Source organism: Geodermatophilus ruber (assembly GCF_900114385.1).
Taxonomy (GTDB): Bacteria; Actinomycetota; Actinomycetes; order Mycobacteriales; family Geodermatophilaceae; genus Geodermatophilus; species Geodermatophilus ruber.
Genome location: NZ_FOSW01000006.1, coordinates 237278 through 263216 on the forward strand (window position 1 = coordinate 237278; position 25939 = coordinate 263216).

A 25939-nucleotide genomic window follows, 5' to 3' on the forward strand; every position below is an offset into this window, starting at 1 on the left:
CCCGCGCTGCTCTGGCGCGGGGCTTCACCCGGCGACCCGGTCCTCGTCCACGTCCGCGATCGCCGCGGTGATCATCGCCCGGAGGTCGGCCGGGGGCAGGCACGCCGCCAGCCCCCGGGCGAGGAGCTGGGCGAGGGTGTAGGTGGGCCGGCTGTCCAGCGCCCGCTCGAGCGCGACGTTGGCCATCGCGCCGTCCCCGCGCAGCCACGCGCTGACGGCCAGCAGGGTGGCCGGCGCGGCGTCGAGCGGGGCGGGGGCGCGCCGCGTGCACTCGGTCCACAGCGCCTCGGCCGCGGGCGCGTCGTCGCCCAGGGCGAGCCCGAGGGCCCGGTCCCGCACCCGCAGGTCGGCCAGCGCCCACAGCACCGGGGCCAGCTCCCGGTCGGCCGGCGGAGTGGCCGCCGCGGCGCCGGGGCGGCACCTCTGCACCGCGCGCAGGACCAGCTCCCACGACCGCGCCGCCTCGGCCTCCCGATCGCCGCGCGCCGCCCGCGCGTGCCGGTCGCCGACCCGCCAGGTGAGTTCCTCCATCGCCGCCAGCGCCGGCCCGTCGATGCGGGCGATCCGTGCCGCGAGGGCCGCCCGATCCCGCTCGACGACCACGCCGCCGGCCACCGCGGCCGCCGCCAGTTCGGTCGTGCCGCCCGGCAGCGGGGCCCCTGCGTCGGGCGCGCAGCACGGGTGCGGGCAGTCGTAGGACCACCACCGGCCGCGCCGCACGAGGATCGTGTCCCGCACCGGGATGCCGAGCCCGGCCAGCGCGACCACCGCGTCGTGCACCACGTCGCGGTGCGGCAGGCCGGCCACGGCCTCCCCGGCCGGCTGCCCGGGGAGCGGCTCGAGGTCGTCGGGCGCCTCCGAGACGACCGCGACGATCACGCCGGCCGGGTCGTCGGTGGCGACGCTGCGCGCGAGCACCCCGACGACCGCCGGGGCGGCCGACCGGCCGGGCAGGTCACCGCGCACGGTCAGGCCCACCCGGCGGCCGCTCGGGCCGCCGAGGGCGACCAGCACCACCGACTCGTGCGGGTGGAAACCGATCAGGTGCGGCAGTGCCGCGGCGATCTCGCCGGGGTAGGAGAGGCGGACCGTGGGGCGGGGGGCTTCGTCCATGCGCCGACCCTCGCCGGGAGCCGCGGCCGGGCGGGCCGCGCGGCGGGATCTGTGGACCGGTCCCGTGCCTGTGGACGGCCGGAGGGGAACCGTCGGGGGGGGTCTGCGGGGCCGGCGGCCGACCCGCCGCCGGCTCAGTCCAGCGCCTCGGCCTGTGCCTGGTAGGCCTGCTCGAGCAGCCCGGTGAACGCGGCCGGGTCCAGCTGCCCGCCCTGCGGGTCGGTGCTGAGCAGGGTCACCATCCGGTCGCCGTCACGCACCAGGCCGATGAGCGCGGGCACCGTGACCTGCGTGCCGTCGGGCGCGGAGGCGACCGTGGTGAACGAGACCCCGGCCGAGCCGTCGCCGAGGTCGGGCACGTCCAGCTCGCCGAAGCTGATCGTCGCGGTCCCGACCTGCGGCGCGCTGACCTGGGCCTCCGGGCAGGCGGCGATCTGCTCGGCCAGCGACGAGACGGCGTCCTCCACCGGGCCGCCGAGGGAGAGCAGCTCCACCGTGGTCGTCGTCCCGCGGACCGCGACCTGTGCGGCGAGGTCCTCGAACTCGTCGATCTGCGGCTGCGTCCCCTGCACCGCGGCGGCGCACGCCTCCGGGGTGATCTGCGCGTCCTCCAGCGAGCCGCCCGCGGCGGTCGCCCCCTGCCGCAGCTGCTGCTCGGTCAGGGGGGTGACCTGGGCGTCGGGACCGAACGCGTCGGCGGGCAGGAGCCCCGGGGCGAGATCGGTCCCCTCGTCGACGGAGGACGCCGGCGCTGTCGACGACTCCGACCCCGGGGACGCCGCCTCGTCGCTGCCCTGCGCGCACCCGGAGAGGACGGCGCCGGCGGTGATCCCCGCGGCGAGGAGGGCGGCACGGCGGGAGCGGGAGGATCCGGTCATGCCGCGACGGTAGCTGCGGCACTCCCCCGGTGCAGGCGCTCAGACCTCGTACTGGGCGGCGGTGCGCTGCGCCAGGTACGGGGTGACGTGCTCGGCGATCACCTTCAGGTGCGCCGGGTGCTCGGCGTAGCGCCGCCACGCCTCGACGTCGGGGAAGTCGGCGACCAGCGCGGTGTCCGCGTTGCCCTCGCGCAGCCCGGCGTCCGGGCCGACGGCGAAGGAGGTCATCCCCCCGACCTCCTCGGGGAGCCGGCGGAGCGCGGCGATCGTGGCCGCCCGGCGCTCCTCGTCGGCGGCATCGGACCAGGTGAAGAGCACGACGTGGCGCAGCATGCCGGCCACCCTCTCAACCCGGTCAAGGGGGCCGCAGCCCGGGCTCCCCGAACTGGCCGGTAACAATTGCCGGTTAGAGTCGCCGTCCATGGGACGGTCGCTGCGCATCGCACTGCTGTCCTACCGGAGCAAGCCGCACAGCGGGGGCCAGGGCGTCTACGTCCGGGCCCTCTCCCGCGAGCTCACCGCCCTGGGCCACGCGGTCACGGTGCTCAGCGGCCAGCCCTACCCGGAGCTGGACGACGGCGTGCCGCTCACCCGGGTGCCCAGCCTGGACCTCTACCGCAAGCCGGACCCGTTCCGCACACCCCGGCCGGGCGAGTTCCGGGACTGGATCGACCTGGCCGAGTGGGCGACGATGTGCACCGCCGGGTTTCCCGAGCCGCTGACCTTCAGCCTGCGGGCCGCCCGGCTGCTGCTGCCCCGGGCCGGCGAGTTCGATCTCGTGCACGACAACCAGAGCCTGGGCCTGGGCCTGCTGCGGCTGGTCCGCGCCGGGGTGCCCACCGTGGCCACGGTGCACCACCCCGTCGCCATCGACCGGGACCTGGAGCTCGCCGCCGCGCCGTCGCTGCGCCGCCGGCTGACGCTGCGCCGCTGGTACGCCTTCACCGGCATGCAGGCCCGGGTGGCGCCCCGGCTGGACGGGATCACCACGGTCTCGGAGAACTCCCGCCGCGACATCGAGACCCACCTCGGTGTGCCGGCCGAGGGGATCCAGGTCGTCCCGGTCGGCATCGACCCCGCCGTCTTCACCCCGCCGCCGGCCGACCGGCCGCGCGACCCGGACTCGATCGTGGTCACCACCAGCGCCGACGTGCCGCTCAAGGGACTGGTGCACCTGCTCGAGGCGGTCGCGAAGCTGCGCACCGAGCGGCCGGTGCGGCTCACCGTCGTCGGCAGCGCACGGCCCGGCGGCCCGGCCGAGGCGGCGCTGGACCGGCTGACGCTGCACGATGCCGTCCGCTTCACCGGCCCGCTGCCCGAGCCCGACCTCGTGGCGCTGCTGCAGAGCGCGGCCGTGGTGGCCATCCCGTCCCTGTACGAGGGTTTCTCGCTGCCGGCGATCGAGGCCATGGCGTGCGGCACCGCGCTGGTCACCACCGACGCCGGCGCGCTGCCGGAGGTCGTGGGCAGCAGGGCCGGCCTGCGGGTGCGCGCCGGGGACGTCGGGGAGCTGACCGCGGCGCTGCAGCTGGTCCTCGACTCGCCGTCCCTGGCCGAGCAGCTGGGCCGGGCCGGCCGCCGGCGGGTGCTGGCCTCCTACACGTGGCGCTCCACCGCCGAGCGGACGGCGGAGTGGTACGCCGAGGTGCTCGAGCGGAAGGGCCGACTGTGACCACGACGCGCCGAGGAGCTGCGCAGCGGTGCTGACCGTCGACTACGACCTGCTCGACCTGCGGCCGGGCATGACCGTCCTCGACCTGGGCTGCGGGGAGGGCCGGCACGCCTTCGAGGCCTACCGCCGCGGTGCGCGGGTGATCGCGCTCGACCGGGGCGTCCCCGAGGTGGGGACGACGAAGCGCTGGCTCGGCGCGATCGCGGCGGCCGGCGAGGCCCCGGAGGGCGCCCGCTTCGAGGTGGTGCGCGGGGACCTGCTGGCGCTGCCGGTGCCCGACGCCAGCGTGGACCGGGTGATCGCCGCAGAGGTGCTCGAGCACATCCCCGACGACGCGAGCGCGCTGGCCGAGATCGCCCGGGTGCTCAAGCCCGGCGGCCGGGTCGCGGTGAGCGTGCCCCGGTACTTCCCCGAGCGGATCTGCTGGGCGCTGTCGGACACCTACCACGCCAACGAGGGCGGGCACATCCGCATCTACCGCGGCGACGTGCTGCGCACCCGGCTGACCGCCGCCGGCCTCGAGCCGGGGCGGCAGCACCACGCGCACGCGCTGCACGCGCCGTTCTGGTGGCTCAAGTGTGCCGTGGGCGTGGCGAAGGACAGCGCCGCCGTCCGCGCCTACCACCGGCTGCTGGTCTGGGACCTCGAGAAGCGGCCGTGGGTGACCCGCACCGCCGAGCGGCTGCTCGACCCGGTGCTCGGCAAGAGCCTGGTCGTGTACGCCGACAGGCCCGCGGTCGCCGCCGTCCGGACAGCGGAGTCCGAGCTGGAGCCGACCGCTGTCTGAGCTGCTCCCCGAGCTGCCGGGGGTGCTCAGCGGGGAGCAGCTGCGCGCGACGGTCGCCGCGATCGCCGCCGAGCAGGAGGCCGACGGCGCGCTGCCGTGGTTCCGCGGCGGGCGGCTGGACCCCTGGGACTCCGTCGAGGCGGCGATGGCCCTCGACGTCGGCGGCGCGCACGACCAGGCGCGGGCCGCCTACCGCTGGCTGGCCGCTCGCCAGCGGTCGGACGGGTCGTGGGCGGCCGAGTACCGGGACGGCGTCGAGACCGCTCCGGGCGTGGAGAGCAACCACGCCGGATACCTGGCCGTGGGGCTGTGGCACCGCTGGCTGCGCACCGGTGACGAGGAGCTGATCGCCGAGCTGTGGCCGGTCGTGCGCCGCGCGCTGGACCTGGTCACCCGCATGCAGCTGCCCGGCGGCGCGGTCGGCTGGGCGCTGCGCCCCGACGGCACCCCCGACGGCACCGCGCTGCTCACCGGCAACGCCAGCCTGTTCCAGGCGCTGCGCTGCGGGGTTGCGCTGGCCGGGCTGGTCGGCGAGCCGCAGCCGGACTGGGAGCTGGCCGCCGACGACCTGGGCAGCGCGCTGCGCACCCGCCCGGAGGCGTTCGCCGACCGCTCCCGCTACTCGATGGACTGGTACTACCCGGTGCTCGGCGGCGCGCTCACCGGTACGGCGGCCGCCGAGCGGCTGGCCGAGGGCTGGGACCGCTTCGTCGTCCCCGGGCTGGGCGCCCGGTGCGTCGCCGACCGGCCCTGGGTGACCGGCGCGGAGACCTGCGAGCTGGCGCTCGCCCTCGTCGCCGCCGGGCAGCCCGACGCTGCGCTCGAGCAGGTCGCGGCGATGCAGCACCTGCGGCACGAGGACGGTTCCTACTGGACCGGCTACGTCTACCCCGACGACGCCCGGTGGCCGGTCGAGCGGGCCACCTGGACGGCGGCGGCCGTCGTCCTCGCCGCCGACGCGCTGTCCGGCGCCACCGCCGCGGCCGGCCTGTTCGCCGACCCGGGCGCGCTGCCGGCCGCCGGCACGGAGGGCTCGCCGGGCACGGCGGATTGGCTGCCCGACGGTGCGGGCAGAGGGAGGGCGTGAGCAGCCCCGCCGACGTCACCGTCGTCGTCATGAGCAGGAACCGCCGCGAGGACCTCCTCCGCACCCTGCCCCGCCACGAGGCGCCGGCCGTGCTGGTCGACAACGGCTCCACCGACGGCACCGTCGACGCGGTGCGGGCGGCGCTGCCCGGGGTGACCGTGCTGCCGCAGGCGCGCAACCTCGGCTCCTACGCGCGCACGGTCGGGGTCGAGCACGCGGGCACCCCGTTCGTCGCGTTCGCCGACGACGACTCGTGGTGGGCGCCGGGCGCCCTCGCGCGGGGCGCGGCGCTCATGCGGGCGCACCCGCGGCTGGCGGTGCTCAACGCCCGGATCCTGGTCGGCCGGGAGGAGCGGCTCGACCCGGTCTGCGCCGAGATGGCCGCCAGCCCGCTGGGCACCCCGCCCGACCTGCCCGGGCCGTCGCTGCTCGGCTTCGTGGCCTGCGGCGCGATGGTGCGCACCGGTGCCTTCCTCGCCGCCGGCGGCTTCGATCCCGTCGTCCGCTTCCCCGGTGAGGAGGAGCGGCTCGCCCTCGACCTCGCCGCCGCCGGCTGGGGCATGGCCTACGTCGACGAGGTCACCGTCCACCACCACCCGTCGTCCCGGCGGCACGCGCCCGACCAGCGGCAGACCGCGATCTGGCGCAGCCGGCTGCTCACCGCGCTGATGCGCCGGCCCGCTCCCGACGTGGGCCGGCTCGTGCTGCAGGCGCTGCGCGGGGGCGCGCCCACGCGGCGGGCGCTGCTGCGGGCGCTGCCCGACGTCCCGGCCGCGCTGCGCCGCCGCCGTCCGGTCCCGCCCGCCGTCCGGGCCGACCTGCGGCTGCTCGCCGGGGACGCGGCGTGACGGCGACCGAGGCCGGCCCCGATCCGCGGGTCGCCGTCGTCGTCATCACCCACCAGCGCCGCGAGGAGCTGCTGCTGGCGCTCGCCCGGCTGCGGGCGCTGCCCGAGCAGCCGCCTGTCGTCGTGGTCGACAACGGCTCCGGCGACGGGACCGCCGCCGCCGTCCGCGAGCGGTTCCCCGAGGTGGAGCTGATCGCCAGCCGGGAGAACCTCGGCGCGATCGGCCGCAACCTCGGCGTGGCCCGGGTGCACAGGCCCTACGTGGCCTTCTGCGACGACGACACCTGGTGGGAGCCGGGCTCGCTGCGGACCGCCGCCGACGTCCTGGACGCCCATCCCCGCCTGGCCGTGCTGACCGCCCGGATCCTGGTGGAGCCCGGCGGCACCGAGGACCCGATCGTCCCGGAGCTGCGCGACTCCCCCGTCCCCGGCGCCGACTGGCTGCCCGGCCCGGCGCTCGGCTCGTTCCTCGCCGGCGCCTCGGTCCTGCGCCGGGAGGCCTTCGACGAGGTCGGCGGGTTCTGCGAGCGGCTGTGGCTGGGCGGCGAGGAGGAGCTCCTGGCCGCCGACCTGGCCACCCGCCGCTGGGAGCTGTGCTACCTGCCGGCGCTCACCGTGCACCACCAGGCCAGCCGCGCCCGGGACCCGCACAAGCGCCGCAGCGACGGCATCCGCAATACCCTCTGGACGACGTGGCTGCGCCGGCCGCTGCGCCCGGCGCTGAGCCGCACCGCGCACCTGCTGCGCACCCTGCCCCGGGACCGGGTGACCGCGGCGGGGCTGCTCGCCGCGGTGCGCGGGCTGCCGTGGGTGCTGCGCGAACGGCGGGTGCTGCCGCCGCACGCCGAGGCCCGGTTCGCCGCACTCGACGCCGTCCAGCGCCGGTCCACCGCCCGCCGCTACGTGAGCTGAAAGGACCCCCTCGCCCCCACCGCTCGCGAGCTCGCGGCGGGCCCCTGCGAGGGGGCCGTCAGCGCGCGCAGACGATGCAGGTGCGGGCGGCGGGCCGGGCGGCCAGCCGCTCGGGCGCGATCGGCCGCCCGCAGGTCTCGCAGACCCCGTAACGCCCCTCGTCGCGGCGGACCAGCGCCGCCTCGACGTCGCCCAGCCGGCGCCGGGCCGAGTCGAGCAGGGCCGCGACCTGCTGCCGCTCGAAGGCGATGGTCGCGCCCTCCGGGTCGTGCTCGTCGTCGGCGTTGGACTGCCGCGATGCCGCGACGACCTCGTCGAACTCACGGGTGAGCGCCTCGATCTGGGCCCGCGCCGCTGCCTCCTCGGCGGCCAGCGGGTCGGCGGGCCCCGTCCAGGGCACCGCCCCGAGCCTGCGAGGGGTGGGAGGGACGGGGTCCTTCTTCATCGCAGCCTCCGCAGCAGCCGTAGGGAACCGGTGCCCGGCAGCTCCTCGAAGTCACCGGAGGCCAGCACCCGCGTGTAGACCCCGAAGGGCGCCCGGCCGCCGTCGGCCGGGTCGGGGAAGACGTCGTGGATGGCCAGGGTGCCGCCGACGGCGAGCTTCGCGACCCAGGCGTCCTGGTCGCGCTGCGCCGACTCCTCGGTGTGGCTGCCGTCGAGGAACAGCAGCGCCAGGGGCGTGGACCACAGCGGCGCGAGCACCTCGGAGCGGGTGACGACCGCGATCACGACGTCCTCGGCGCCGGCGTCGGCGATCGTCCGGCGGAACCGGGGCAGCGTGTCCACCAGCCCGACCTCCGGGTCGACCAGCGAGGGGTCGTGGTACTCCCAGCCGGGCTGGTGCTCCTCGGAGCCGCGGTGGTGGTCGACGGTGATCACCAGCCGGCCGCTCTCCCGGGCGGCCGCGGCGAGGTAGAGCGCGGACCTGCCCATCCAGCTGCCCACCTCCAGCAGCGGCCCGGGGACGGCGACGTCGCACGCGGCGGCGTACAGCGCCGTCCCCTCGTCGTCGGGCATGAAGCCGGGGGCGCTGCGGGCGGCAGCGAGCAGATCGGCCCCGGCCAGAGCCCGGCTCATCGCGCGAACCGGGCGCGCAGCGCGCTCATCCGCCGCTCCGTCGCCGCCCCCGCCGCGCCGCTCGCCGCGATGGCGAAGAAGGCGCCGGCCGCCGTCGTCACCGGGACGGCCAGCACGAGAGCGATCGCGCCGACGAGCGTGCGGATCACCTCCTCGGCCAGGGCCGAGCTGGTGAGGGTGGTCCAGATCGGCTGGTCGTAGAGCTCGAAGAGCATCAGCAGCGGGAGCGCCGCCCCCGCGTAGGCGAAGACGATCGTATAGACGGTCGAGGCGATGTGGTCCCGACCGACGGTCATTCCTCGCCGGTACAGCTGCCGCCATCCCAGCCCGGGGTCCACCTCGTGCAGCTGCCAGATCGCCGAGGCCTGGGTGATGGTGACGTCGTTGAGCACGCCGAGGCCGGCGACGACGATGCCGGCGAGCACCAGCCCGGAGAAGTCCAGGGTCGGGTCGAACGTCTGGAGCTGGATGGTCTCCTCGCTGGTCAGCCCGGTCAGCCGCGCCGCCTCGACCGACACCGCGCCCATGACCGCGACCAGCGCCAGCCCGAACAGGGTGCCGACCAGCGCCGTCGTGGTCCGGGCCGAGAAGCCGTGCGCCAGGTAGAGGACGACGAACATGATCGCCGCCGACCCCACCAGGCTGGTGAGGGTCGGCGACTGGTCCGACAGGAGCCCCGGCAGCACGAACTGCAGCAGGACGAAGAAGGCGAAGGCGAGCCCGACCAGCGAGGCCAGCCCGCGCAGCCGGGCCACCACGGCGACGACGACGGCGAAGGCGATCGCCAGCACGATGATCGGCAGATCGCGGGCGTAGTCGTAGAACTGGTAGCCCGCACCACCCTCCGCTCCGGCGTCCCGGGTGAGGACGAGGACGTCCCCCTCCTCGACCCCGGCCGCGTAGACCTCCGCGGGCAGCTCGATCTGCTGGAACTGCCCGGCGCCCTCGCCCTCGGTGATCTCGACGACCGCCCGGGCGCAGGTGAGCTCCGAGCTCGGCTGCCCGGGCGCGCCGGGCAGGGAGCAGTCGAACGGCTCGACGGAGACCACCCGCGCCTCGGGAAAGGTGGTCCCGGGCGGCACGAAGGCCTCCGCCGCCACCTCGGCCCGGGTCGGCTCGCCGCTGGGCCAGAGCACGACCAGGCCGATCACGGTGGCCAGCCCCACGGGCACGAGCACGAGGAGCATGAGCCAGACCGCGCGTCGGCGGCGGGCGAGGACCTCCGGAGTCGGCGGCGGGGCGTCGGCCGCGGGCGCGTGGCTGTGAGTGGGGGCGGAGCTCGACGGCACCCGGTCAGGCTAGGAGCCCCGGTCCCGGCCCCGGCCCACCGACCCGGCACCGGACCCGCCGGTCACCCGTCGCCCGGCCCCTCCACGACGGGGAAGCGGTGCCACAGCCCGCTCAGCTGGAGCGGCCGGGCCACCACCGACGACGGGTCGATCAGTACCACCTCGACCCCGCGTGGCCGGCCCAGCTTCTGCAGCTGGACCAGCACGGCCGTGCCGGCGGAGTTCAGGTACGTCACCCGCCGGGTGTCCAGCCGGACCTGACGGAGGGTGGGCACCTCCAGGAGCAGGTCGGTCATCGTCCGCACCAGCGGCCGCCGGGCGGCCTCCGTCAGCTCCCCGTCGACCGTCACGGTGGCGACGTCGCCGTCCAGCGTGCGGCTCACCTGCGGAGTCCCGGACTCCTCGAGGTCTGCCCGCTCCGGAAAGTTGGTCGTCTCCTCCACGCCTCCCCTCTGCCCCGTCCGCCCGCCGCTCATGCCCTGGGCGGCGCCCGGCGGGGGTGGACCCGCCCACCCGAGCCGCATCGGAAGAAAATTCCTCAGCACAGGTTTACGCACACGGATGCCAGAGGTAATCTTCAGTTGCCACTAGAGGTTCCACCTCGGGCAGCGAACACCGCCATACCGCACAGGGAGGTTGCACACCGATGATGCTGACCGCCTACGACCCGTTCGCCGCCACGTCCGCCGCCTTCCGCGCGCTGGACCAGCTCACCGGCCGCTCGGGCTCGATGACCGCCCGCCCGCTCTCGGGCATGCCGATGGACGCCTACCGGGTCGGCGACAACTTCGTCGCCCACTTCGACCTGCCCGGCGTCGACCCCGGCTCGATCGACCTGGCGGTCGAGGGCACGACGCTGACCATCACCGCCGAGCGCTCCGTGCCGCAGCTGGAGAACGCGGAGTGGGCCATCGCCGAGCGCCCGTTCGGCAGCTACACCCGGCAGCTGGTCCTGGGCCGCAGCCTGGACACCGACCGGCTCGAGGCGCACTACCACGACGGCGTCCTCACCGTGAGCATCCCGGTGGCCGAGAAGGCGCGGGCGCGCAAGATCACGGTGACCCGGGCCGACGCCCCCGTCGCCGTCGAGGGGCGCACCATCGAGGGTGAGCAGCCCGGAACCGCGCGGGCGGAGAGCGGGGCCGTCGAGAGCTGAGCCGACACAGCCCTCGAGGGGCCGGGTCCGCACGGACCCGGCCCCTTCGCTCATCCGGACCAGGAGGTCCTGCCATGGTCGACCACTCCCCCGGCGGCGATGCGCTGCGCCGGCTCGACGACCCGGACTTCCCGGCGCTGACGATGAGCCAGGCCTCCGAGCTGCTCGGCGTCCAGGCCGCCTTCCTGCGCAGCCTCGACGCCTCCGGCGTCCTGCAGCCGCACCGCTCCCCCGGCGGCCACCGCCGCTACTCCCGGCACCAGCTGACCCTCGCCGCGCGGCTGCGCGGACTGCTCGACGAGGGGCACACGCTCGCCTCGGCCGAGGTCATCCTCGGCCTGCAGGACGAGCTCGCCGACGCCCGCGCCACCGCCGAGCACCTTCGCGCAGCCGTGGACCGGCTCCAGCCCCACCCCGAGGGCACCGGCGACGCGTGAGGGCACCCGTCGGCAGCTCGGAACCCTAGGGGGGTATAGTTCCCTGTTGAGAGCTCCCGACCCGCCAGGAGGAAGAGCGTGGAGACCGTCGAGCACCCCGGTCCGCACGGGTACATCCACCGCAAGGACGACTACCTCAAGCGCCTGCGGCGAATCGAGGGGCAGGCCCGCGGGCTGCAGCGGATGGTGGAGGACGAGAAGTACTGCATCGACATCCTCACCCAGGTCTCGGCGATGACGAAGGCGCTGCAGTCGGTCGCCCTGGGCCTGCTCGAGGAGCACCTGAGCCACTGCGTCGTCGAGGCCGCCGCCGCTGGGGGCCGCGAGGCCGAGGAGAAGGTCCGCGAGGCCTCCGAGGCGATCGCCCGTCTCGTCCGTTCCTGACCCACCCATCCCGAGAGGACCCCATGAGCACCGCCACCTACACCGTCGTCGGCATGACCTGCGGCCACTGCGTGAACGCCGTGACCGAGGAGGTCGGCCAGGTCCCCGGCGTCACGCAGGTCGACGTCGACCTGGCCAGCGGCGGGTTGACCGTCACCGGCGAGGCGCCGGTCGACGAGGCCGCCGTGCGCGCCGCCGTCGAGGAGGCCGGGTACGCGGTCGCCCCCGGCTGACCGCGCCGGTCAGAGGACCGGCAGCAGCAGCAGTGCGGTCGGGGCCAGCAGGAGCAGGCCGGCGGCGAGCAGCGCGAGCCATCGCGCCCAGCCCGGCAGGGGGGACGGCGGCTCGAGCAGCCGCACCACCCGCGCGCGCACCGCACCCCCGGCCACGGCCAGCGCGCCGCTGGGCACCTCGGCTCCCCCTCCTCCGCCCGCGGCGGCGACGATCGCCTGAGCCAGGGTGCGGCGCGGCGCGGCGCCGTCGAGCGAGCGCAGCGCGACGTCGTCGGCCCGCATCTCCACCAGCGTGCGCACCGCCGCGTGCGCCCGAGCGGCCGCGGGGAGCACGGGCAGCGCCGCCTCCCACGCGACGAACGGCAGCAGGTAGAGGTGGTGGTGCTCGCGCAGGTGCGCCCGCTCGTGCGCGACCACCGCGGCCAGCTGCGCCTCGTCGAGCTCGGCGACGATCCCCGAGGAGAGCACCAGCAGCGGCCGGGCGCCGGGGATGCAGAACGCCACCGGGGCGGGGTGCTCGAGCAGCCGGGCGTCGGGAACCGCAGCGGGGCGGACGACGACCTCCAGCAGCTCCCGGTGCCGCCGGCGGGTGCGCGCGGTCCGCACCCAGGACAGCACCAGCACCCCCACCAGCTCGACGGCCAGGACGCCGGCCAGCGTGAGGGTGACCCAGTGGTCACCGCGCACCGGGTCCTCGGCCGCGTCGCCGGTGAGCACCGACCAGGCCGCCTCGGGCAGCGAGTGCCCCCAGGGCGCGAGGCCGTGCACCAGCAGCGCGCCGATCATCGACAGGCCGCCGGCGAGCCCGATCGCCTGCCAGCAGACCAGCGCGACCAGCGGGTCCCGCCGCGGCCAGCGGGCCCGGGCCAGCAGCGCCGGCACCGGCCAGGCCAGCAGGGCGGCCAGGACGGCGAGCGCGGCCGCGGTGGCGGGCAGCACGGTCGGAGCAGGTCGGTCAGGCGGGCGGGCCGCCGGCGAGCAGCTCGCGCAGCAGCCGCGCCTCCTCGGCGTCCACCCCGCCGACGAAGCGGGCCAGCACCGCCTGCCGGTCCCCGGCCTGGCCCAGCACCTCGTGCATGAGCTCGGCCGCGTGCTCCTCGCGGGTGGCGCGCGGCCGGAAGCGCCGGGGCCGGGCGTCGTCGTGGACGACGAAGCCCTTCTGCTCCAGGCGGGTCAGGACCGTGTGCACGGTGGTCAGCGCGAGGCCGCGGTCGGCCAGCCCGTCGCGCAGGTCGCCGGCCGAGACGGAACCGCCGGCGGACCACAGCCGGTCCATGACCGCCCGCTCCAGCTCACCCAACGACGCCACCGCTCCTCCTGTCTCCCGTCTCACACCCACTTTTTCTACGTGTCGTAGAACTTTGAGTTCTACTCAGCGTAGAAAGAACGCGACCGATCGTACGTCGCTGCTGAGGAGACGAGCCGTGGACGTCCTGGACGTGGCGCGCTGGCAGTTCGGGATCACGACCGTCTACCACTTCCTGATGGTCCCGCTGACCATCGGACTGGGGATCCTGGTCGCGGTCATGCACACCATGTGGGTGCGGACGGACAAGCCCGAGTGGCTGCGGATGACCCGCTTCTGGGGCCGGATCTACCTGATCAACTTCGTGCTCGGCGTGGCCACCGGGCTGGTGCAGGAGTTCCAGTTCGGGCTGGCCTGGAGCGAGTACTCCCGCTTCGTCGGCGACGTCTTCGGCTCGCTGCTGGCGCTGGAGGCGCTGCTGGCCTTCTTCCTCGAGTCGACGTTCCTCGGCCTGTGGATCTTCGGCTGGGGCCGGATCCCGAAGAAGGTGCACCTGGCCGCGCTGTGGGCGGCGGTGATCGGCTCGATCGTCAGCGCGTACTTCATCATCGCGGCCAACTCCTGGATGCAGCACCCGGTCGGGGTCGCGGTGGCCGAGGACGGCCGCCCGGAGCAGGTCGACTTCTTCGCCGTCCTGACCAACAACACCGCGCTGGCCGCGTTCAGCCACGCGATCGTCGCCGCGCTCATGGTCGCCGGCGCGCTGCTGGTGGGGGTCGGCCTGTGGCAGCTGCGCCGGCGGAAGCTGGCCGGGCAGCCGACCGCCGACGCCGATCACCAGGTCTGGCGCCGCTCGGTGCGGCTGGGCGGCTGGGTGTCGCTCGCGGCGTTCGTGCTGGTCGCCCTGACCGGCGACTGGCAGGGCAAGCTCATGTACCAGCAGCAGCCGCTGAAGATGAGCTCGGCCGAGGCACTGTGTCAGACCGAGGCGCCGGCGTCGTTCTCGATCCTCGCGTGGAACAAGCTGGGCTCCAACGAGTGCGACGACGTCCACTCGATCACCGTCCCCGGGCTGCTCTCCTTCCTGGCGCACAGCGACTTCTCCTCGGCGGTGCCGGGCGTGAACGACCTGCAGGAGCGCTACGCCGCGGTCTACGGGGCGACCTACCCCGACGACCCGTCGTTCGGCGCCAAGGCCGGCGAGCCGATCGACTACACCCCGGTGCTGGCGGTCACCTACTGGAGCTTCCGGCTGATGATCGGCACGGGCGCGGTCTCGGCAGCGGTCGCCGCCTACGCGCTGTGGGCGACCCGCAGGGGCCGGGTGCCGACGTCGCGGATCGGCGTCCACGGGGCGCTGCTGGCGGTGGCCGCCCCGTTCGTGGCCAACGCGACCGGTTGGATCTTCACCGAGATGGGCCGCCAGCCCTTCGTCGTCGTCCCGAACCCCGACGTCCCGGTCGACGAGCAGGTCTGGTTCTTCACCGCGCAGGCGGTCTCCCCCGGCGTCTCGGCCGCCGAGGTGTGGACGTCGCTGATCGCGCTGACCGCGGTCTACGGGGCGCTGGCCGTGGTCGAGCTGTGGCTGATCACCCGCTTCGTGCGCCGCGGCGTCACCACCGGGGACGACCACCCGACGCCCGGGTTCACCCCGCAGCCGCCCGACGAGGTCGACGACGGCGGTGACGCGCCCCGGCGCGACCGTGACGACGACGTCCTCTCGTTCGCCTACTGAGCCGCAGGAGTTGCTCCCATGGATCTGCAGACCCTCTGGTTCGCCGCCGTCGCGGTGCTGTGGACCGGCTTCCTGCTCCTGGAGGGGTTCGACTTCGGCGTCGCCGCGCTGCTACCGGTGCTGGGCCGCCGCCCCGCCGACCGGCACCTGCTGCTGCGCACCATCGGCCCGCTCTGGGACGGCAACGAGGTGTGGCTGATCACCGCCGTCGGCGCGGTGTTCGCCGCCTTCCCGGGCTGGTACGCCACCTGGCTGCCCGCGCTCTACCTGCCGTTCGTGCTGGTGCTCCTCGGGCTGATCATCCGGGCGGTCGCCTTCGAGTGGCGGCACTCCCACCACACCGCGGCGTGGGACACGACCTGGACGCGGGTCATCACCGCCGGCTCGCTGATCGCCGCCCTCGGCATCGGCGCCGCCCTGGGCGCGACCACCCTCGGCCTGCCGGTCGACGGCGAGGGCAACCGGGTCGGCGGCGCGTTCTCCGGGCTGGGCTGGCCGGCGGCGCTGGGCGCGGTCGCCGTGCTCGCCTTCTCGCTGGTGCACGGCGCGATCTTCCTGTCGCTGAAGACCGACGGGCCGGTGCGGGTCGCCGCCCGGCGGTTCGCGCTGCGGTGGGCGCCGGTGGCCGCGCTGCCGCTGCTGGCCTGGGCCGGGCTGGTGCACCTGCGGTACGGCACGCCGGTCACCGGGGCGCTGTGGCTGCTCGCCGCCCTGGCGGTGGTCGTGGCCTGGGCGCGGATCCGGGTCGGCCGCGAGGGGCAGGGCTTCGCGGCGTGGGGCACGATGCTCGCGGCCGCGGCGGCCACGATCTTCGGTGCGGCCTACCCGGTCGTCGTCCCCTCGACGATCGACCCGGCCTTCGACGTCACCGTGGCCGACGCCTCGGTCAGCGACTACACGCTCACCGTGATGACCTGGGTGGCTGCCGTCGGCCTCCCGGTCGTGCTCGCCTACCAGGCCTGGACCTACTGGGTGTTCCGCACGCGGCTGACCGCGGAGCCGGTGCACGCCGAGCCCGCCGGGGTGCCCGCGTGACCAGCCATGGTGGCCACAAGGGCCCAGGTGTCGGCGGCCCCCCGGGCCACGACGGCCGGGGACGGGGGCCGCTGGCGCCGCTCGACGGGGTCCCGGGGCTACCCGCGGCGCTGGGCCGTGCCGCGCTCGCCGCCCTGGGGCAGACGGCGGGGGTGGTGCTGCTCGCGGCCGGGCTGGCGCACGCCGTGGCCCGGGCCGTCGGGCACGCCGAGGGGGCCCTTCCCGGTCCGCTGGTCCTGGCCACCGCCGGGGTCGCGCTGCGCGCGGTCGCCGGGTCGCTGGGCGAGCTGGCCGCCGCCCGCGACGCCCGGCGGGCCGAGGAGCGGCTGCGCGCGAGGCTGGTCGACCGGCTCGCCGGGTCGCCGGCGGCGGTGGCCGCGGCGGGCGGTCCGGGCCCCGCGGCGGTGCTGGCCACCACCCGGCTGGCCGACCTCGCCCCGGGGCTGACGACCTACCTCCCGGCGCTGGCGCAGACGCTGGTGGTCCCTCCGGTGCTGCTGGCCGTCCTCGCCGCGACCGACCTGCTCTCGGCCGTCCTGGTCGCGGTCACCCTGCCGCTGGTGCCGGTGTTCATGGTGCTGGTCGGGCTGGCCACCCGGGACGGCACGACCGGCGCCGCCCGGGCGCTGGACCGCATCGCCGCGCACGTCGCCGAGCTGGTCCGCGGCCTGCCGGTGCTGGTCGGTCTGGGCCGCGCCGCCGAGCAGGTCGCCGCCCTGGCCGAGCTCGGGGAGACCTCGCGACGGCGCACCCTGGCCACGCTGCGGCTGGCGTTCCTCTCCGCGCTGGTGCTCGAGCTGATCGCCACCCTGTCGGTCGCGCTGGTCGCGGTCACGGTGGGCCTGCGGCTGGTGCACGGGAACGTGGAGCTGGCCGTCGGGCTGACCGCGCTCCTGCTCGCCCCGGAGGCGTTCGCCCCGCTGCGGGCCCTGGGGGCCGCCCACCACGCCAACGAGGACGCCGCGCTGGCCGCCGCCGAGGCCCGCGCGGTGCTCGCCGCGCCGCCCGCCCGCTCGGTGGTCGCGGCGGGGCCGGACGACGACCCGCGCGGTGCCGACCTCGCGGTCACCGGGCTGACCGTGCGTCACCCCGGCCGGGACCGGCCCGCCCTTCCGCCGGTGGACCTCGCCGTCCGGCCCGGCGAGCTGGTGATCGTGCGCGGGCCGAGCGGCGCGGGCAAGTCCACGCTGCTCGCCGTCCTCACCGGGCTGGTCGACCCCTCGGCCGCGGTCGGCGGCACGGTCACCGGGGTGCCGGCCGGCGGGGTGGCGTACCTGCCCCAGCACCCGCGGACCACCGGCGCGACGGTGGCCGACGAGCTGCGCCGGCACGCCGGCTCCGAGCCGGGGGCGGACGAGATCGTGGGCGAGGCGTTCGTCGTCGAGGCGCTGGCCCGGGTCGGTGCGACCGAGCTGGCCGGCCGTGGGTGCACCACCCTCTCCCCCGGCGAGCTGCAGCGGGTGGCGCTGGCCCGGGCCCTGGTCCGGGTGCGCCGCGGCGCCCGGCTGCTGCTGCTCGACGAGCCCACGGCGCACCTGGACGACGTCGCCGCCGCGCGGGTCGCCGCGGTGCTGGCCGGGCTGCGCGGCACGGTCACGGTCCTGCTGGTGACCCACGACCCCGCCCTCGCCGCGCTGGCCGACCGCGCGATCACCCTCGCCGCCCCGGAGACCGCACCCCCGGAGCTGGCTGTCCGCGCCGAAGGTCCGGCCCCGGCCGCGGAGCCGGACGTCCCTGCGCCCACCTCCGGCGCGGAGAGGCCGGTCCCGGCCTCGGACGGGCAGCGCCGGGCGCTGGTCCGCGCGGTCGCAGCCGGCACCGCGTCGGCCGGTGCCGGCGTGGCGCTGACCGCGGTCTCCGGCTGGCTGATCGTGCGCGCCGCGGAGATGCCGCCGGTGCTCACGCTGATGGTCGCGATCGTCGGCGTCCGCCTGTTCGGCCTGGGGCGGGCGCTGCTGCGCTGGGTGGAGCGGATGACCGCGCACGACGCCGCGCTGCGGCTGGCCGCCGGGCTGCGGGTGCGGCTGTGGCGGGCGCTGGGCGCGCAGGGCCTCGCCGCCGACCGGACGCCGGGCGCGGCGCTGGCCCGGGTGGTCGGTGACGTCGGGCTGGTGCAGGACCTCACCGTGCGGGTCGTCCCGCCCGCGCTGGTCGCCGGCGCCGTCACCGCGGGCACCGTCGGTGCGCTGGCGCTGCTCTCGCCGGCCGCGGCGGGCACGGCCGGCCTGGTGCTGGCGGCCACCGTCGCGCTGGTGGTGGCGGTGCACCGGCGGCTCGACGCCGGCGCCGCCCGTGCCGAGGCCGCGCTGCGGGTGACCGTGCTGCGCGACACCACCACGGTGCTCGAGGGCGCGGCCGACCTGCGGGCGCACGGCCTGGCCACCCGCACCGCGGCCGACCTGGCCGGGCTCGCCGCCCGCCGGGCGACCGCCGCCCGCAGGGGCACGCGGGCCGGCGCGGTGGGCAACGGCCTCGTGGCGCTCGGCACCGGGCTGGCCGCGGTCGCCGCGGCGGCCGTCGGGGCGACCGCGGCCACCGGCCCGGTCGTCGCGGTGCTCGCGCTGGCCCCCCTGGCGCTGGCCGAGCCGCTGACCGCGCTGGTCGGGGCGCTGCAGCGCCGGGGTGCTCTGGCCGACGCCCGCGCCCGGCTGGACGCCGTCCTCACCGCGCCGGTGCCGGACGACCCGCCGGCGCCGCTGCCGGTCCCGGCCCCGGTCGGCGGGCTGGCCACGGCGGGGCTCACCGCCGGCTGGCCGGGCGGCCCGGACGTGCTGCGCGACCTGAGCACCGCGGCGTCGGCCGACGGCGGCTGGCTGGTGGTCCGGGGCCGGTCGGGGGCGGGCAAGTCGACGTTCCTGGCCGTGCTCATGGCCGCACTGCGTCCCCGCGCCGGTGGCTACCGGCTCGGGGCGGTGCCGGCCGACCGGCTGACCGGGGACGGCGTGCGCTCGCGGATCGCCTGGCTCCCGCAGGAAGCGCACGTGTTCGCCTCGAGCATCCGGGCCAACCTCGCCGTGGCCGCGCCCCGCGGGGCGCTCGCCGGGCCGGAGGGCGAGGCCCGGATGCGCGCCGCGCTGACCGCGACCGGGCTGGCCGGGCTGCTCGACGGGCTGCCCGCGGGCCTGGACACCCCGGTCGGTGCGGGCGGGACGGCGCTGTCGGGCGGCGAGCGGCGCCGGCTCGCCGCCGCCCGGGCGCTGCTGACCGACCGCGACGTCGTGCTGCTCGACGAGCCCACCGCCCACCTGGATCCACCGACCGCCGCGGCCCTGCTCCGCGACCTGCGGGGAGCGCTGGACGGCCGGGTGGTCGTCTGCGTGACCCACGACGACGCCGTCGCGCAGCCCGGCGACACCGTCGTCCGCCTCGGGGAGCCGGCCGCCGCGCTGGCCGGGTGACCGAGGTCAGGCCGCGTGCACGCGGGGGCCGGCGGGCCGGGCCCGGACGACCTCGAACCCGGGAAAGGCGGGCAGCTCCGGATCGACGACGAGCGGGACGCCGGGCGGCGCACCGAGGGTGCCCCGCTCGACGGCCGCGCGCGCGGCCGGGTCCAGCTGCGCGAGCATGCACGCGTGCAGCTCGGGTCGGATGCGGATCTCCCGCGGCGGCGCGGCGTGCCGATCGCGGGCGATCGCGAGGACGTCGCCGGCGATGTCCGGTCGGGCCCAGTGGATGGTGGACATGGTGGCCTCCTGGGCGGTCCCCCCGCACTCGTGTGCAACACCGGGGGGACCTCGTCCATGTCCTATCCGCGGGGTCTGACGGTCCGGCGCGCCGGCGGAGCCCCGACGTGTCACTGCTGTCGGGCACCCTGCCGGCATGGACACCCCCTTCACCGGCTCGGTATTCCTCGGCATGAGCGTCGACGGCTTCATCGCCCGTCCCGACGGCGACCTCTCCTGGCTCACCGGGGGCGCCGAAGCCGGCGGCGCCCCGGACGACGGCGCCGGCGGCGACTTCGGGTTCACCGCGTTCGTCTCCGGCGTGGATGCCCTCGTCATGGGGCGGAGCACGTACGAGGTGATCGCGCCGCTGGCGGAGTGGCCCTACCAGGGCAAGCCGGTGCACGTGATCAGCACGACGCTCGAGCCCGGCGAAGACGCCCGCATCACCGTGCACCCGTCCTTCGACGACGCTGTGGCGGCGCTGACGGCGGCCGGGTACCGGCGGGTGTACGTCGACGGCGGCCGGACGGTGCACGCCTTCCTCACCGCCGGGCTGATCGGTGACCTCACCCTGTCGCGGGTGCCGGTGCTCATCGGCGCGGGGCACACCCCGTTCGGCGTGCTGCCGGCCGACGTCCCGCTCGCGCACGAGCGGACCGAGGTGTTCCCCGGCGGCATGGTGCAGACGACCTACCGCGTGCTCCGAGAGGGCTGAGCGCGGCTCAGGCCGGGGGCACCTCGACCGGGATCTCCGGCCCGAGGGTGGCTCCCTGCAGGAGCTCGAGATCGTCGCCGGACCAGAAGCTGCCCGGGTCGTAGGCGTTGCGCGGTCGGTCGCCGTCGAGCAGCCCCATCGCGGTGTAGGTGGCGGCCACCAGCTCGGCGCAGAACACCGTCTCAGCGGTCGTCCCGCGGCGCAGCCGGCCGTTCACCCACCCGCGGACCAGCCCTCGGGTGGTGGGGAACGGCTTGCCGTCGAACCGGGCGACGGCGCGCAGGACGGCGTCCTCCATCTCCCGGGTCACGCCGCCGTCGTCGGCCGGGCCGACCAGCTGCCGCAGCCAGGCCCGCTGGCCGTAGCGGTGCCGCCAGGTGCGCACGGCGTCGGCGAGGTCGTGCAGCTGGACGCCGCGCTGGTGCTGGCCGGTCCAGACGTCGGGCAGGGTGCGCCCCAGCTCGGCGTGCCAGAGCAGCGGCGGCAGGTCGTCGAGCACGACGGCCATCCCGACATGGTTGACCGGGGCGTTGGTGAACGCCCGGATGGCGCGGTCGGCCACGGAGGCGCCACGGAAGACCCAGACGTCACCGGTCCGGGTCAGCTCGACCGCCTCGTCGAGCGGGAGCGCACGGACCGGGGGCATGCGGCTACGTTAGGCGACCGTGCGCGTGTGGAAGCTGCTCGGAGTGGCCGGCCTCGCGGGCGTCGCGGCGACGGGCGCGGTGCTCGCCCGCCAGGAGCGCCGGCGCCGCGCCCACACGCCCGAGGAGATCCGGGCGCGGCTGCGCGAGCGGCACGCGGCGCTGGAGCCGGCCCCCGAGCCCGCTCCCGCGGCCGCGCCCGGGAGCGAGCGCAGGCTCTGGCTGCGCCGAGCGCTCCGCCGCGGCTGACCGGCCCGCCACGGAGGGCGACCGCCACACCGCCCCTCGCGCGTGCAGGTTCCGCCGCGTCCGGCGCGGGCCCACACTGCTCGCGCCGGCGTCGCCGTCCGTCGAGCTCTGGGTCATCCGGATGGCGGCGCCGACGCGGTCGGTGCCCCGGGGGACGAGAACCCCGGCGGCTCCCCGATGAGGACCCCATGCGGTCCGGGCGTCGGGGCCGCCCGGTGACCGGAGTGGATCGGTCGAGGTGACGCGGACCGGTCCACTCCGCTCGGCGACCGGGCATGGCTCGCGTCACACCAGGCCATCCGGGATACTGCTGCGTAGGACACGACCGGGTGGCACAACGCCGAACGAGAGAGGACGCAGGAATCGGTGGGGACGCTCGATCGCGATCCGGCGCAGCAGGGACGCGGCAACCAGGAGGGCGACCTGCTCGACCTGCTGGCCTCCGGTGGTGATCTCAACGACTTCCTGACCGACCTCGTCCACCTCGCGGTGCGGCAGACCCCGCACGCCCAGGCGTGCGGGCTGACCCTGGCCCGCCCCGGGGGCGCGGTCACCGTGACCAGCACCGGCCCGCTCGCCCAGCAGGCCGACGAGCGGCAGTACCAGACCGACGACGGTCCCTGCCTGCAGGCGATGCGCGAGGGCGTCGTGGTCCGGGTCGACGACATGCCCGCGGAGACCCGCTGGGGCCCCTATCCCGCACTCGCCGCGCAGGTCGGCGTCCGGTCCTCGCTGTCCCTGCCGCTGTTCGTCGAGGAACGCAGCATCGGGGCGCTGAACCTCTACTCCACCGAACGGGGCGCCTTCGGGCCCGAGGACGAGCCGATCGGCAGCCGCTGGGCCGCGCACGCCTCGGGCGCGCTCGGGGTGGCTCTGCGGATCGCCGACGGCCTCGACCACGCCGAGCAGCTGCGCGGCGGCCTGGACACGCGGGCGACGATCGGCCAGGCGATCGGGCTGCTCATGGCCCAGGAGAAGTGCACCACCCAGCAGGCCTTCGAGCTGCTGAAGCTCTCCTCGCAGCGCCGCAACGTCAAGCTCCGGGACGTCGCCACCGCGCTCGTGGCCTCCTTCGAGAGCGAGCTGCCGGAGCGTCCCGCCCGCTGGTGAGCGCTCAGAGCGAGCGCCAGCGGCCGTCCCTGCGATTGCCCTCGGATCGTGAGGCGAAGACGTTGCCCTCGCTCGGCGGGGCGCCGTCCCCGGCGAGCGCGAGCGCCCGGAACAGCGGGCCGACCAGCGCGTCGTACACGGCCGGCAGCAGCCGGAAGGCGCCGATCACCAGCGGGTTGGCGACGCCGGACTGCACCAGCCGTCGCGGCCGGTCCAGCCGCGCGACCACTGCCCGCGCCACCCGGGCGGCCGAGTAGACCGGCGGCGGGGGCCGTCCGGTGCTGCCGGCCCACGTGCCCGCCTGGTGGTAGATCGGGGTGTTCACCCCGCCGGGCGCCACGGCGGAGACGTGCACGCCGGGCACGTCCCGGACCTCCTGCTGCAGGGTGCGCACCAGCCCGAGCTGCCCCCACTTCGCCGCCGCGTAGGTGCCCATCAGCGGTGCGGTCACCGAGGCCAGCAGCGAGCTGACGACGACCAGGTGCCCGGCGCCCTGGCGGCGGAAGATCGGCAGCACCGCCCGGGCGACGTTGGCGGTGCCGTGCAGGCCGGTGTCCACGACCGCCTCGAACACCCGGCGGGGCACGTCCTCGATCCGGCCGTAGGCCATGGTCTGGGCCGCGTGCACGACGACGTCGAGCCGGCCGAACCGCTCGACGGCGGTGTCGACGGTGCCCTGCAGGGCCTCGGCGTCGGCGACGTCGGCGGGGCGGACCAGCACGTCGGCGGCGCCCGCGGCGCGCGCCTCGGCGGCGGTCTCCTCGAGCGCCTCCCGGCCGCGGGCGACGAGGACCAGCCGGTCGCCGCGGCCGGCGACGGTGTGCACGGTGGCCCGGCCGATCCCGCTGGACGCGCCGGTGACCAGGACGACGAGCGGGCGGGACGGCGTGCTCATGCGGCTCCTCGGGCCGGGGCGCCGAGGGCTCGCACCGTGTGGCCACCGCCCCGGCTCGACGTGCCCGGCGGTCTACCCCGGGCGCTCGCCGCTCATGCGGGGCCGCTCGGCCAGCACCCCGAGCAGCCAGCCCGGGCCGACGACCGGCACCTCCTCGGGCAGCCGCGCGCGCAGCCCGCGGTCGGCGGTCACCACCAGCACGTCGACCCCCTCGGCGGCCAGCCGGGCGGCCTGGTCGGCCAGGGCGTCGTCCCCGCTGCCCGGGGCGCGCACGACCGTGATCCCCTCGGGCGCGGTGACGTCCCGGGCCGCCCCCTCGACGACCACGACCACGTCGTCGACGGTGAGGGGCGTCCCGTCGGGGCCGGGCACCGTGCGCCCGACCAGTGCCGCCAACCGGGCCAGCAGCCGGACGTTGGCACCCAGCCGGTCGCGCCACCAGCCGTCGGGCCGGGCGCCCACCACGTTGGCCGCGTCGACCAACAGCACCGTCATCGTCGTTCCTCCTCGTCCACCACACGGGCCGGTGCCGTCGTTTCGGGCAACGGGCGGGCGGGCACCGTGACCGTGCGCTCCGCTGTCCCGACGTCCCGGCGCCGCCGGGGGCGGAGTTCCTTTCCGCCCAGCAGGAGGCTGCCCATGGTGACCGACGACCACACCGCCCACGACCGCGACGCGACCCGGGCGGGCGCCTCGGCCACCCGCGGCCCGGTCCGTGACGCGGTGGCCGCGCAGCGCTCGACCTTCGGCGGGATGAAGTGGGGCGCCGCCTTCTTCGGGTGGCTGTCGGCCAACGGCCTGGCCGTCCTGCTCGTCGCACTGCTCTCGGCGGCCGGGGTGGCCCTCGGGCTGACCCAGGGGGTGGCTCCGGCCGGGGACGTCTCGGCCGGGGCCGAGACGATCGGCCTGGGCGGCGCGGTGGCCCTGCTGGCGGTGTTGTTCCTCGCCTACCTGGCCGGCGGGTACGTCGCCGGGCGCATGGCCCGCTTCACCGGCCTGCGCCAGGGTGTCGCCGTCTGGCTGATCGGGCTGCTCGTGGTGACGGGGCTGTCCCTCGCCGGCTTCCTGCTGGGCCGGGAATACAACGTGCTGGAGGCCCTCGACCTGCCGCGCATCCCCATCGACGAGGGTACGGCCACCACCGCGGGGATCCTCACGCTCCTCGGCATGGCCGTCGTGACGCTGCTCGGTGCGGTACTCGGGGGCGTGCTCGGCACCCGCTACCACCGGAAGATCGACCGGGTCGGCTTCTCCGGCTGACCGTCCCCGTTCACTCCTAGGCTGCGGCCATGTGCCGCAACATCCGGCCGCTGGCCAACTTCGAGCCACCGGTCACCGACGAGGAGATCGCCGCCGCCGCGCTGCAGTACGTGCGCAAGATCAGCGGCACGACCCGGCCGTCACACGTGAACGCCGAGGTCTTCGACCGCGCGGTCGCCGAGGTGGCCGAGGCCTCCGCGCGGCTGCTGGCCGCGCTGGTCACCACCGCGCCCCCGAAGGACCGCGAGATCGAGGCGGCCAAGGCCCGGCAGCGGGCGGCGGCCCGGTACGCGACCTGAGCGGCGCACCGCCGGGTCGCGCCCGGCGCGCGTGACCGGACGCCGGGCCGGGTAGGCCCGGGACCCGGCCGGTCCGAGTCCGGGGTGCGGCCGGGCACGCACCCTCCCAGGGGGAGCCGTGGACCGCACCTCGGGCGCCGCACCGCCGTCGACGGTCTCCTCGGGCCGGCCGACCCGCTGCCCGAACTGCCGCGACGGCCTCGGGGCCGCGCGACCGGTGCGGCCAGGATGCTGGCGGGATCGCATCCGCCGCCGGCCCGTCCTGGGCACCGTCTACCGGATCGCCGTTTTCGTGATCGGCCTGTTGTTCGTGCTGCTCGGCGCCGCGCTCTCCGTGCTGCCCGGTCCGCTGACCGTCCCCCCGGTCCTCGTCGGCCTCTGGGTGTGGTCGACCGAGTTCGACTGGGCGCGCCGCTTCCTCGCCGCGTTCGGCCGCAACGCCCGGGACGCCTGGGCGCACGCCCGGCAGCACCCGGTGAGCTCGACGGCGATGACCCTCGGCGGCCTCGCCGCGATCGGCGTCGTCATCTGGGCCGCGGGCCGCTACGACCTGCTCGACCGGATCACCGCAGGCGTGGACGGTTGATCTCCCTCACGGAAGCCGTGCCCGGACCCGGTTTCCGCCCCTCCGGTCCGTTCGTGGTAACTACTCCGCCCCAGGGGACGACAGGTGGACGGACGAGGGCGGTGACCGGCATGGCCGGCGTGCACGCGGCGCGCGAGCGGGGCGACCCGGGGGGCGAGAGCCACAAGGAACGCATCGACCGCGAGCTGATGGAGCTGCTCACCGAGCTGCGCGTGGCGCTCCCGGGCGTGCAGTTCCTGTTCGCCTTCCTGCTCGTGGTGCCCTTCCAGGCGCGCGGCGCGGAGCTCGACGAGTTCCAGCGCGGCGTCTACTTCGTGACGCTGCTGGCCGTGGCCGTCGCCACCGGGCTGCTCATCGCCCCCGCCGCGCAGCACCGGGTGCTGTTCCGGCAGCGGGAGAAGGAGGCCCTGCTGCGGCGCAGCAACCGGTCGGCCTTCGCGGGCCTCGTGGTGCTGGCCGTCGCGATCCTGGCGGCGCTGCTGCTGGTGGTCGACGTCGTCTTCAGCCGCACCCTGGCCTGGCTGACGGTCGGCGCCGTCGGCGCCCTGCTGGCGTGGTGGTGGATCGTCGTGCCGTTCTGGAAGCGGACCCGCACGCCCGGTGAGGAGGACGGGCCTGCCTAGGCTGA

General features: G+C 76.4%; 32 protein-coding genes. 19 read left to right on the forward strand and 13 right to left on the reverse strand.

Going from position 1 to position 25939, the window contains the following annotated elements; genetic code table 11:
* Positions 1 to 24: 24 nt before the first annotated feature.
* The 3 genes from BMZ50_RS12100 to BMZ50_RS12110 form a co-directional block, all read right to left on the reverse strand.
* Positions 25 to 1113, reverse strand: a complete 1089-nt coding sequence (locus tag BMZ50_RS12100) for a DUF4192 domain-containing protein (protein ID WP_091324667.1) — start codon at positions 1111 to 1113, stop codon at positions 25 to 27.
* Positions 1114 to 1247: 134 nt separating this feature from the next.
* The gene (locus tag BMZ50_RS12105; protein ID WP_091324669.1) at positions 1248 to 1991 is read right to left on the reverse strand and encodes a hypothetical protein; all 744 of its coding nucleotides are present in this window, start codon (positions 1989 to 1991) and stop codon (positions 1248 to 1250) included.
* A gap of 39 nt (positions 1992 to 2030) precedes the next feature.
* Complete coding sequence (locus BMZ50_RS12110) at positions 2031 to 2324, reverse strand: Dabb family protein (protein ID WP_091324831.1); 294 nt, start codon at positions 2322 to 2324, stop codon at positions 2031 to 2033.
* An 88-nt stretch (positions 2325 to 2412) separates the two neighbouring features.
* Here BMZ50_RS12110 and BMZ50_RS12115 point away from each other — a divergent pair, with 88 nt between their 5' ends.
* Genes BMZ50_RS12115 through BMZ50_RS12135 form a run of 5 tightly spaced genes read left to right on the forward strand, consistent with a single transcriptional unit; the run spans position 2413 to position 7296 of the window.
* A complete protein-coding gene (locus tag BMZ50_RS12115) occupies positions 2413 to 3663 on the forward strand; it encodes a glycosyltransferase family 4 protein (protein WP_091324671.1) in 1251 nt (416 codons plus the stop codon).
* Positions 3664 to 3691: 28 nt separating this feature from the next.
* Positions 3692 to 4450 carry a class I SAM-dependent methyltransferase gene (locus BMZ50_RS12120; RefSeq protein ID WP_091324673.1) on the forward strand — a complete coding sequence of 253 codons (759 nt, stop codon included), beginning with the start codon at positions 3692 to 3694 and terminating at the stop codon, positions 4448 to 4450.
* Positions 4451 to 4472: 22 nt separating this feature from the next.
* On the forward strand, positions 4473 to 5537 hold the full coding sequence (locus BMZ50_RS12125) for a glucosidase family protein (RefSeq protein WP_245753597.1): 1065 nt from the start codon (positions 4473 to 4475) through the stop codon (positions 5535 to 5537).
* Complete coding sequence (locus tag BMZ50_RS12130) at positions 5534 to 6385, forward strand: glycosyltransferase family 2 protein (protein ID WP_245753598.1); 852 nt, start codon at positions 5534 to 5536, stop codon at positions 6383 to 6385. Before BMZ50_RS12125 ends, BMZ50_RS12130 begins: the two co-directional genes overlap by 4 nt.
* Positions 6382 to 7296, forward strand: coding sequence for a glycosyltransferase family 2 protein (locus tag BMZ50_RS12135; RefSeq protein WP_091324678.1), 915 nt, complete (start codon positions 6382 to 6384; stop codon positions 7294 to 7296). The genes BMZ50_RS12130 and BMZ50_RS12135 overlap by 4 nt, the downstream gene beginning before the upstream one ends.
* A gap of 58 nt (positions 7297 to 7354) precedes the next feature.
* Here the strand turns inward: BMZ50_RS12135 and BMZ50_RS12140 are convergent, their stop codons facing one another.
* The 4 genes from BMZ50_RS12140 to BMZ50_RS12155 form a co-directional block, all read right to left on the reverse strand.
* Positions 7355 to 7696 (reverse strand): TraR/DksA family transcriptional regulator, encoded by a 342-nt coding sequence (locus BMZ50_RS12140; protein ID WP_245753599.1) that lies wholly within the window; start codon positions 7694 to 7696, stop codon positions 7355 to 7357.
* Positions 7697 to 7737: 41 nt separating this feature from the next.
* Positions 7738 to 8373 (reverse strand): class I SAM-dependent methyltransferase, encoded by a 636-nt coding sequence (locus BMZ50_RS12145; RefSeq protein ID WP_091324683.1) that lies wholly within the window; start codon positions 8371 to 8373, stop codon positions 7738 to 7740.
* The gene (locus BMZ50_RS12150; RefSeq protein ID WP_091324685.1) at positions 8370 to 9662 is read right to left on the reverse strand and encodes a YibE/F family protein; all 1293 of its coding nucleotides are present in this window, start codon (positions 9660 to 9662) and stop codon (positions 8370 to 8372) included. Before BMZ50_RS12150 ends, BMZ50_RS12145 begins: the two co-directional genes overlap by 4 nt.
* A 62-nt stretch (positions 9663 to 9724) precedes the next feature.
* Positions 9725 to 10105, reverse strand: a complete 381-nt coding sequence (locus tag BMZ50_RS12155; protein ID WP_245753600.1) for an STAS domain-containing protein — start codon at positions 10103 to 10105, stop codon at positions 9725 to 9727.
* A 203-nt stretch (positions 10106 to 10308) separates the two neighbouring features.
* Between BMZ50_RS12155 and BMZ50_RS12160 the strand changes: the two genes are divergently transcribed.
* The 4 genes from BMZ50_RS12160 (at position 10309) to BMZ50_RS12175 (ending at position 11872) form a co-directional block, all read left to right on the forward strand.
* Positions 10309 to 10818, forward strand: coding sequence for an Hsp20/alpha crystallin family protein (locus tag BMZ50_RS12160; RefSeq protein WP_091324690.1), 510 nt, complete (start codon positions 10309 to 10311; stop codon positions 10816 to 10818).
* A 74-nt stretch (positions 10819 to 10892) separates the two neighbouring features.
* Positions 10893 to 11255, forward strand: coding sequence for a helix-turn-helix domain-containing protein (locus BMZ50_RS12165; RefSeq protein WP_091324692.1), 363 nt, complete (start codon positions 10893 to 10895; stop codon positions 11253 to 11255).
* 78 nt (positions 11256 to 11333) lie between these two features.
* Positions 11334 to 11639 (forward strand): metal-sensitive transcriptional regulator, encoded by a 306-nt coding sequence (locus tag BMZ50_RS12170; RefSeq protein WP_091324694.1) that lies wholly within the window; start codon positions 11334 to 11336, stop codon positions 11637 to 11639.
* 23 nt (positions 11640 to 11662) lie between these two features.
* Entirely contained in the window at positions 11663 to 11872 is a 210-nt protein-coding gene (locus BMZ50_RS12175) for a heavy-metal-associated domain-containing protein (RefSeq protein WP_091324696.1), read from the forward strand.
* Between the two features lie 9 nt (positions 11873 to 11881).
* Here BMZ50_RS12175 and BMZ50_RS12180 read toward each other — a convergent pair whose 3' ends face one another.
* Together BMZ50_RS12180 and BMZ50_RS12185 are read right to left on the reverse strand one after the other, a co-directional pair.
* The gene (locus BMZ50_RS12180) at positions 11882 to 12811 is read right to left on the reverse strand and encodes a M56 family metallopeptidase (RefSeq protein WP_091324698.1); all 930 of its coding nucleotides are present in this window, start codon (positions 12809 to 12811) and stop codon (positions 11882 to 11884) included.
* A 16-nt stretch (positions 12812 to 12827) separates the two neighbouring features.
* Complete coding sequence (locus BMZ50_RS12185; protein ID WP_091324700.1) at positions 12828 to 13181, reverse strand: BlaI/MecI/CopY family transcriptional regulator; 354 nt, start codon at positions 13179 to 13181, stop codon at positions 12828 to 12830.
* Positions 13182 to 13296: 115 nt separating this feature from the next.
* On the opposite strand from BMZ50_RS12185, the gene BMZ50_RS12190 reads away from it, so the two are divergent.
* Genes BMZ50_RS12190 through cydC form a run of 3 tightly spaced genes read left to right on the forward strand, consistent with a single transcriptional unit; the run spans position 13297 to position 19286 of the window.
* Positions 13297 to 14853, forward strand: a complete 1557-nt coding sequence (locus BMZ50_RS12190; protein WP_091324702.1) for a cytochrome ubiquinol oxidase subunit I — start codon at positions 13297 to 13299, stop codon at positions 14851 to 14853.
* An 18-nt stretch (positions 14854 to 14871) separates the two neighbouring features.
* On the forward strand, positions 14872 to 15888 hold the full coding sequence (cydB, locus tag BMZ50_RS12195) for a cytochrome d ubiquinol oxidase subunit II (RefSeq protein ID WP_091324704.1): 1017 nt from the start codon (positions 14872 to 14874) through the stop codon (positions 15886 to 15888).
* Positions 15885 to 19286 carry a thiol reductant ABC exporter subunit CydC gene (gene cydC, locus BMZ50_RS12200; RefSeq protein ID WP_091324706.1) on the forward strand — a complete coding sequence of 1134 codons (3402 nt, stop codon included), beginning with the start codon at positions 15885 to 15887 and terminating at the stop codon, positions 19284 to 19286. Before cydB ends, cydC begins: the two co-directional genes overlap by 4 nt.
* 6 nt (positions 19287 to 19292) lie before the next feature.
* Here the strand turns inward: cydC and BMZ50_RS12205 are convergent, their stop codons facing one another.
* Positions 19293 to 19571 carry a hypothetical protein gene (locus BMZ50_RS12205; protein ID WP_091324708.1) on the reverse strand — a complete coding sequence of 93 codons (279 nt, stop codon included), beginning with the start codon at positions 19569 to 19571 and terminating at the stop codon, positions 19293 to 19295.
* A gap of 136 nt (positions 19572 to 19707) precedes the next feature.
* Between BMZ50_RS12205 and BMZ50_RS12210 the strand changes: the two genes are divergently transcribed.
* Positions 19708 to 20268: a dihydrofolate reductase family protein gene (locus tag BMZ50_RS12210; protein WP_091324710.1), complete on the forward strand. Its 561-nt coding sequence runs from the start codon at positions 19708 to 19710 to the stop codon at positions 20266 to 20268.
* A 7-nt stretch (positions 20269 to 20275) separates the two neighbouring features.
* On the opposite strand, the gene BMZ50_RS12215 is transcribed toward BMZ50_RS12210, so the two are convergent.
* Entirely contained in the window at positions 20276 to 20914 is a 639-nt protein-coding gene (locus BMZ50_RS12215; protein WP_091324712.1) for a hypothetical protein, read from the reverse strand.
* A 19-nt stretch (positions 20915 to 20933) separates the two neighbouring features.
* Between BMZ50_RS12215 and BMZ50_RS12220 the strand changes: the two genes are divergently transcribed.
* Both BMZ50_RS12220 and BMZ50_RS12225 read left to right on the forward strand, forming a co-directional pair.
* Positions 20934 to 21161, forward strand: coding sequence for a hypothetical protein (locus BMZ50_RS12220; RefSeq protein ID WP_091324715.1), 228 nt, complete (start codon positions 20934 to 20936; stop codon positions 21159 to 21161).
* A gap of 366 nt (positions 21162 to 21527) precedes the next feature.
* Positions 21528 to 22271 (forward strand): GAF and ANTAR domain-containing protein, encoded by a 744-nt coding sequence (locus BMZ50_RS12225; RefSeq protein ID WP_091324717.1) that lies wholly within the window; start codon positions 21528 to 21530, stop codon positions 22269 to 22271.
* A 4-nt stretch (positions 22272 to 22275) separates the two neighbouring features.
* Here the strand turns inward: BMZ50_RS12225 and BMZ50_RS12230 are convergent, their stop codons facing one another.
* Both BMZ50_RS12230 and BMZ50_RS12235 read right to left on the reverse strand, forming a co-directional pair.
* Positions 22276 to 23166, reverse strand: a complete 891-nt coding sequence (locus BMZ50_RS12230; RefSeq protein ID WP_091324720.1) for an SDR family NAD(P)-dependent oxidoreductase — start codon at positions 23164 to 23166, stop codon at positions 22276 to 22278.
* A 72-nt stretch (positions 23167 to 23238) separates the two neighbouring features.
* Complete coding sequence (locus BMZ50_RS12235) at positions 23239 to 23661, reverse strand: hypothetical protein (protein WP_091324723.1); 423 nt, start codon at positions 23659 to 23661, stop codon at positions 23239 to 23241.
* A 144-nt stretch (positions 23662 to 23805) separates the two neighbouring features.
* Here BMZ50_RS12235 and BMZ50_RS12240 point away from each other — a divergent pair, with 144 nt between their 5' ends.
* The 4 genes from BMZ50_RS12240 (at position 23806) to BMZ50_RS12255 (ending at position 25934) form a co-directional block, all read left to right on the forward strand.
* Positions 23806 to 24426: a hypothetical protein gene (locus BMZ50_RS12240; protein WP_091324725.1), complete on the forward strand. Its 621-nt coding sequence runs from the start codon at positions 23806 to 23808 to the stop codon at positions 24424 to 24426.
* Positions 24427 to 24455: 29 nt separating this feature from the next.
* A complete protein-coding gene (locus tag BMZ50_RS12245; protein WP_091324728.1) occupies positions 24456 to 24725 on the forward strand; it encodes a DUF2277 domain-containing protein in 270 nt (89 codons plus the stop codon).
* A gap of 118 nt (positions 24726 to 24843) precedes the next feature.
* Complete coding sequence (locus BMZ50_RS12250) at positions 24844 to 25311, forward strand: PGPGW domain-containing protein (protein ID WP_091324730.1); 468 nt, start codon at positions 24844 to 24846, stop codon at positions 25309 to 25311.
* Positions 25312 to 25421: 110 nt separating this feature from the next.
* On the forward strand, positions 25422 to 25934 hold the full coding sequence (locus tag BMZ50_RS12255) for a DUF6328 family protein (RefSeq protein ID WP_091324837.1): 513 nt from the start codon (positions 25422 to 25424) through the stop codon (positions 25932 to 25934).
* Positions 25935 to 25939 lie beyond the last annotated feature (5 nt).